Raw genomic sequence first — 6,000 nt, 5'->3', positions numbered from 1 at the left:
AGCTAAGCCTCACAGCGCCGATGGTACTGCAGGGGGGACCCTGTGGGAGAGTAGGACGCCGCCGAACAAATTTTATGGAAAACCCCCGCATCCTCGCGATGCGGGGGTTTTCTGCGTTCCGGCGTCTTTTTGTAAAGGGCTCCTCTTTTGAGGAGCCCTTTTTGTTTTTACAGCCGGCCCGCCGCCTTCAGCGCGAGATACGCGTCCGCCAGCGCCGGCGCCAATTCATCAGGCGTCGCGTCGACGACGGTCACCCCATGGCGCCGGAGCTGCTCCGCCGTGCGATGTCGTTCCGTCTGCGCCTGGGCCGCCGCTGCCGCTTCATAGACCGCGTCGACATCGCCCCGAGCGGTGGCCATGCGCGCGATGTGCGGGTCGGCGACGGAGGCGACGAGGACCGTGTGGCGTCGGGTGAGCTGTGGGAGGACGGGGAGGAGGCCCTCTTCGACGGGGGCCGTGTCCAGGGTCGTCAGCAGGACGATCAGCGTGCGCCTGGGCGTCGTACGGAGGATGGTCGAGGTCAGGGCTCGGGTGTCGGTTTCGACCAGTTCGGGGTTCAGGGTGGCCATGGTGGTGACCAGGGAGGGGAGGACGTCTCGGGCTGTGCGGCCCTGGATGAGGGCTCGGGGGCGGCGGTCATGGGCCAGGAGGTCTACCCGGTCGCCCGCGCGGGAGGCCAGGGCGGCCAGGAGGAGGGCCGCGTCCATGGCGGCGTCCAGGCGGGGGGCGTCGTCGACGCGGGCCGCCGAGGTGCGGCCGGTGTCGAGGACCAGGAGGATGCGGCGGTCGCGTTCGGGGCGCCAGGTGCGCAGGGCGACCGTCGTCTGGCGGGCTGTCGCGCGCCAGTCGATGGAGCGGGTGTCGTCGCCGGGGACGTACTCGCGCAGGCTGTCGAACTCGGTGCCCTCGCCGCGGGTGAGGACGCTGGTGCGGCCGTCGAGTTCGCGGAGGCGGGCGAGTTTGGCGGGGAGGTGTTTGCGGCTCGTGAACGGGGGGAGCACACGGACCGTCCAGGGGACTTTGTGGGTGCCCTGGCGGGCGAAGAGGCCGAGGGGGCCGTAGGAGCGGACGGTGACGCGGTCGGCCTGGCGGTCGCCGCGGCGGGTCGGGCGTAGGCGGGTGGTGACGCGGCGGCGTTCGCCGGAGGGGATCGTCAGGGGGTGGCGGTCGGTGTCGGGGGCCGCGCTGGGGGGCCAGGCGTCGCGGAGGCGGGCCTTCAGGAGGCGGCGGGACGGGTTGGCGATCGTCAAAGTGACGTCCGCCGGTTCACCCAGACGTGCACTGGTGTCGCCGGAGCGGGTGAGGGACAGTCGTCGTACGGGGGCGGCCAGGGCGTAGTCGCAGGCGCAGGCCGCTGCCAAAGGGGCGTTGACGGCGAGGAGGCCGGTCCAGGAGGGGTCCCAGAGGCCGATGGGGAGGGAGCCCAGGGCCGCCAGGAGGGCGGCTCGGCCGGTGAGGGGCATCAGCGGGGGACGGGGACGTGGGCGAGGACGGCATTGATGACGGAGTCGGCGGTGACGCCCTCCATCTCGGCCTCGGGGCGGAGGTGGACGCGGTGGCGCAGGGTGGGCAGGGCGAGGGCTTTGACGTCGTCGGGGATGACGTAGTCGCGGCCGGTGAGCCAGGCCCACGCGCGGGCGGTGGCGAGCAGGGCCGTCGCTCCGCGCGGGGAGACGCCCAGGGAGAGGGAAGGGGATTCGCGGGTGGCGCGGCAGAGGTCGACGACGTAGGCCGTTATCTCCGGGGAGACGGTCGTCTTGGCGACCTCCGCGCGGGCCGCTTCCAGGTCGGCGGCGGTGGCCACGGGGCGTATGCCAGCGGCGCGCAGGTCGCGGGGGTCGAAGCCGTCGGCGTGCCGGGTGAGGACGGCGATCTCGTCCTGGCGGGAGGGCAGAGGGATCGTCAGTTTGAGCAGGAAGCGGTCCAGCTGGGCCTCGGGGAGGGGGTAGGTGCCCTCGTACTCGACGGGGTTCTGGGTCGCGGCGACCAGGAACGGGTCGGGCAGGGGGCGGGCCGTGCCGTCCACGGTGACCTGGCGTTCCTCCATGGCTTCGAGGAGGGAGGACTGGGTCTTCGGCGGGGTGCGGTTGATCTCGTCCGCGAGGAGGAGGTGGGTGAAGACCGGGCCGGGCTGGAAGGAGAACTCGGCGCTGCGGGTGTCGTAGACGAGGGAGCCGGTGACGTCGCTCGGCATGAGGTCGGGGGTGAACTGGACGCGTTTGGTGTCGAGGTCCAGGGCGGCGGCCAGGGAGCGGACGAGGAGCGTCTTGGCGACGCCGGGGACGCCTTCGAGCAGGACGTGGCCGCGGCACAGGAGGGCGACGACGAGGCCGGTGACGGCGGGGTCCTGGCCGACCACGGCCTTGGCGATCTCGGCGCGCAGGGTTTCGAGGGAGGCGCGGGCGCGGTCCGCGTCCCCGGTGACCCCGGTGTTCCCGGCGTTGTCAGTGGTCGGGTCCATCATGGACGGCGTACCTCTCTTTCGAGGGCGTCGAGTCGGTCGGCGAGGGAGGTGAGGGCCGCGTCGTCGGTGGGCGGCGGGCCGAAGAGGAGGGAGTGCAGGGTCTGGCCGTCGGTGTCGAGCCGGCCGGTCAGGGCGGGGATCAGGGTCTCGGGCGTGTGGGCCTGGGCCGCGGGCAGGCCGAGGAGCGGGGTGAGGCGGGTGCGGGTGGCGGAGCGCAGGGCGTCGGCGGCGCGGTCGCGGGCGTTGGCCTTGCGGTAGAGGCGGGCGCGGCCTTCGGCGGTCTCGGAGGCGCGGATGACGACGGGGAGGTGTTCGGGGACGAGCGGGCCGAGGCGGCGGGCCCGCCAGAGGGCGGCGAGGGCGGCGGCGACGAAGAGTTGCAGGGTGGCCCAGAGCCAGCCGGAGGGGATCAGCTCGAAGAGGGTCTTCTGCTCTTCGGGGGCGGTGGCGGTGTCGGAGAGCGTGGGGAGGTACCAGACCAAGTGGGGCCGGGAGCCGAGGAGTTGCAGGGCGAGGGAGGCGTTGCCTCGGTCGCCGAGGCGTTCGTTGAGGAGGATGTCGGGCGCGCCGAGGACGATGGTGTCGCCGCCCGGCGTGGGGTCGGGGACGCGCAGGAGGGTGGCGAGGCGGCGGCTGGGGTAGCACTCGTCGATGCCCTGGCGGGTGGTGGTGTAGCGGTGGCCGCCGGTGTCGGCGCTGCCCGCGCGGGTGGCCTCGGGGAGGGCGCAGGCGGGGTCGAGGGTGGTGGCGCGGCTGGTGGCGGGGTCGGCGAAGACTCCGGGGGCGAGGGTCTGGACGGACCAGCCGCCGGGGCTGACGAGGACGGTGCGTCCGCCGGAGCCGGCGGTGGTGGCGCGCAGCGCGGTCTGTTCGTCCTTCGTCAGCAGGTCAGGGATCGCGACGAGGAGGGTGGTGTCTGCTCCGGCGGCGGCACGGACCTCGGCCAGGGTGGTGACGGTGCGGGTGGTGACGCCCCGGTCGGCGAGGAGTTCGGCGACCGCGCGGCTGCCGTAGGGGTCGGCGGAGCGCGGGTCGAGGGTGCCGTGGCGGGTGCTGGAGTTCAGGGCGGCGACCGTGATGCCGGCGGTCAGGAGGAGGGCGGCGGCGAGGGCGAGGCCGCGGGCGCGGGTCCAGAGGTGGCGGGGGGTGGGGGAGGTCGAGGTGGCCTTGGGGGTGCCGGTGGTGAGGGCCTCGGCTGGCGGGGCGGCGGGGGCCTTGGCGGTCATCCGGGGGCTCCCTGGTGGGGCGTGCTGTGGGCCGTGGTGAGCTGGGGCTTGGTGTGGTCCAGGGTGTGGTCGAGGGTGGTGATGCGGCGGTACGTCGGCTCGTCGGCGCTGCGTCCGCCGTACGTGACGTCGTCGAAGTCCCTTGCCGCCGTGCGGAGTTCGGTGGTGTGGCCGGGGAGGGTGCGGGCGGCTTCGGCGGCGGCCTCGTCGGCGGTGCGGCCGGGGCGGGTGTCGAGGAGGGCGCGTTCCTCCAGGGCGCGGACGATGGCGCGCATGCGTTCCTGGACGGCCTGGTTCCAGTGGCCCTGGGCGGCGTGCGCGTCGGCGGCGGCGCGGTGGTCGGCGGCGCTGCGCGGGCGGTCGTCGAAGAGGGCGGCGGCGGGTGTGCGGGTGTGGCGGGGGGTGCCCAGGCGCCACCAGAGGGCGGCGGTGACGGCGACGACGGCCAGGGCGATGACGGCGAGGCCGAGCGGGCCGCCCGGGGTGGCGCCGGCGGCCTTGTCGAAGAGGGTGCCGATCCAGTCCCAGAAGGCGTCCATGGCGCGCTGGAAGAGGCTCGGGTCGTCCTCGTGGTACAGCCGCTTGGCCAGCTCGCGGCGGGCCGCCTCGCGCGCGGGGTCGCGGGGCGTGGTCAGCGGCGGCCCGCCGTCGTCGGCGGCGAGGGCCTGGCGGGCGTCCGCGGCGCGCAGCAGGGCGCGTACGGCGGCGCCCGCGCGCGGTATCGGCGCGGGTTCCGGTGACGTCGTGAGTGCTCCCCCGGGCACGGCGTCAGTTCCCGGTGGCGGCGTCGTGGTCCTGGAGGCCGGCGGCGCGGGCCAGTTCGAGGTCGAGGGCCTCGCGGCGGATGCGCTGGTCGACGTAGAGCAGCACGGAGACGCCGGCCGTGACCGGGAAGGCGATCATGTAGCCGATGACGGCGCCGATGCCGCTGACGATCAGGAAGGGCCAGCCGTAGGCGGTGGACGCGTTGGCGGCGAAGCCGGTCATGCCGCCCTCGCCGAGCGCGGCGCCGGCCAGCGCGAAGGGGACGACGACCATCGCGGACAGGAAGTTGGCGATGAACATCCCCAGCAGCTGGATGCCGAAGACGCGCCACCAGGAGCCGCGGACGAGCTTCGCGGACCGGGTGAGCGCTTTCTTCACGCCCTGCTTCTCCAGCATCAGGGCGGGCGGGGCGAGGGAGAAGCGGTACCACAGCCACAGGGCGGCGACGGATGCGCCGAGCATCCCGAGGCCGACGAGGGCGAAGGCGCCGTCGCCCGCGCCCGCGAGGACGAGCAGCAGCCCGGGTGCGGCGCCGATTGCGAGCACGGCGGCGACGCCGAGCAGCATCAGCAGGACCAGCCCGGTCAGCCGCGGCAACTGCGCGCGGGCGTCGCGCCAGGCCTGGCCGGTGGTGACGGGCTTGCCGAGGACCGCGCGGCTGATGACCGGTGTGATCAGGGCGGACGCGAAGAACATGCCCAGGGTGGAGATCAGGTAGACGATCGCCGACGCGGACAGGGAGTTGCCCAGGGCGCGCGTCTGTTCGTCGAGGCTGGCGCTCGGGTCACCGAGGGCGGCGGAGGAGGAGTCGAGGAGCAGGCGCTGGACGAGGACGGTGATGATCTCCACGACGGCAGCGACGGCCAGGGAGATGCCGAGGACCGTGCGCCAGTGCGCGCGCATGGTGGAGACGGCGCCGTCGAGTATCTCGCCGACGCCGAGGGGGCGCAGGGGGATGACGCCGGGTTTGGCGGCGGGCGGGGGGCCGGCCCAGGTGGCGCCCCAGGGGGTGGCGTACGGGTTGCCGTGGGGTGGGCCTTGGGGCGTGCCGTGGGGGGTGCTTTGGGGGGTGCCTTGAGGGTTGCCCCAGCCGTTCGGGGCGCCGGGGGTGCCCCAGCCGGGGCCCGGGGGCGGGGGAGTTTGGCCGGGGGGCTGCTGGGGGGCCTGGCGGTCGGTGGGCTCGCCTGTGGGGGCCGTCCAGTGGGCCGGGGGCGGCTGGTTCTTCGACCACTGGGGGCCGGGGGTGTGCGGGGTGCCCGCGGAGTCGGCGGGGGCCGGGGTGGTCGTACGCTCGCCGTGCTGTTGGGCGGGTACGGCCGGGCCGGTCTGCTCCTTCGTGCGGTCGGCGTCCTTGGGGTCCTGCGCGGTCCGCGCGCCGGGGTCCTGTCCGTCGGACGGGGCCGATCCGGGCGAGGCCCAGCCCGGAGTGTCGTTCATCGTCGCTCCTTCACACCGCCCGTCCGCCGTCGCGGCGGCAGGTCGGGTGCCATCGTGTCATGGGGCGTGCGGCGGGGGAGGAGCCGTGGGCCTTCAATGGTTCGGCGG

The 6,000-nt window shown here is 74.4% G+C and carries 5 protein-coding genes and 1 rRNA gene; 1 reads left to right on the top strand and 5 read right to left on the bottom strand.

Features of this window, described 5'->3' with window-relative positions; all coding sequences use genetic code 11:
- Window positions 1–67: ribosomal RNA gene (rrf, locus tag ACYUD3_RS33995) — 5S ribosomal RNA — on the top strand; the annotation flags it as partial.
- 100 nt (window positions 68–167) lie between these two features.
- Here rrf and ACYUD3_RS33990 read toward each other — a convergent pair.
- Genes ACYUD3_RS33990 through ACYUD3_RS33970 form a run of 5 tightly spaced genes read right to left on the bottom strand, consistent with a single transcriptional unit; the run spans window position 168 to window position 5,892 of the window.
- Window positions 168–1,463 (bottom strand): DUF58 domain-containing protein, encoded by a 1,296-nt coding sequence (locus ACYUD3_RS33990; protein WP_470978724.1) that lies wholly within the window; start codon window positions 1,461–1,463, stop codon window positions 168–170.
- Window positions 1,463–2,464, bottom strand: a complete 1,002-nt coding sequence (locus ACYUD3_RS33985; RefSeq protein ID WP_470978721.1) for an AAA family ATPase — start codon at window positions 2,462–2,464, stop codon at window positions 1,463–1,465. Before ACYUD3_RS33985 ends, ACYUD3_RS33990 begins: the two co-directional genes overlap by 1 nt.
- Window positions 2,461–3,690 carry a DUF4350 domain-containing protein gene (locus ACYUD3_RS33980; RefSeq protein ID WP_470978718.1) on the bottom strand — a complete coding sequence of 410 codons (1,230 nt, stop codon included), beginning with the start codon at window positions 3,688–3,690 and terminating at the stop codon, window positions 2,461–2,463. The genes ACYUD3_RS33985 and ACYUD3_RS33980 overlap by 4 nt, the downstream gene beginning before the upstream one ends.
- Window positions 3,687–4,454, bottom strand: coding sequence for a DUF4129 domain-containing protein (locus ACYUD3_RS33975; RefSeq protein ID WP_470978714.1), 768 nt, complete (start codon window positions 4,452–4,454; stop codon window positions 3,687–3,689). Before ACYUD3_RS33975 ends, ACYUD3_RS33980 begins: the two co-directional genes overlap by 4 nt.
- A gap of 4 nt (window positions 4,455–4,458) precedes the next feature.
- The gene (locus ACYUD3_RS33970; RefSeq protein WP_470978710.1) at window positions 4,459–5,892 is read right to left on the bottom strand and encodes a DUF7847 domain-containing protein; all 1,434 of its coding nucleotides are present in this window, start codon (window positions 5,890–5,892) and stop codon (window positions 4,459–4,461) included.
- Between the last annotated feature and the right edge of the window lie 108 nt (window positions 5,893–6,000).

It is taken from the genome of Streptomyces sp. AMJ-169, assembly GCF_055597585.1.
This window is presented reverse-complemented; position numbering and strand designations above follow the sequence as displayed.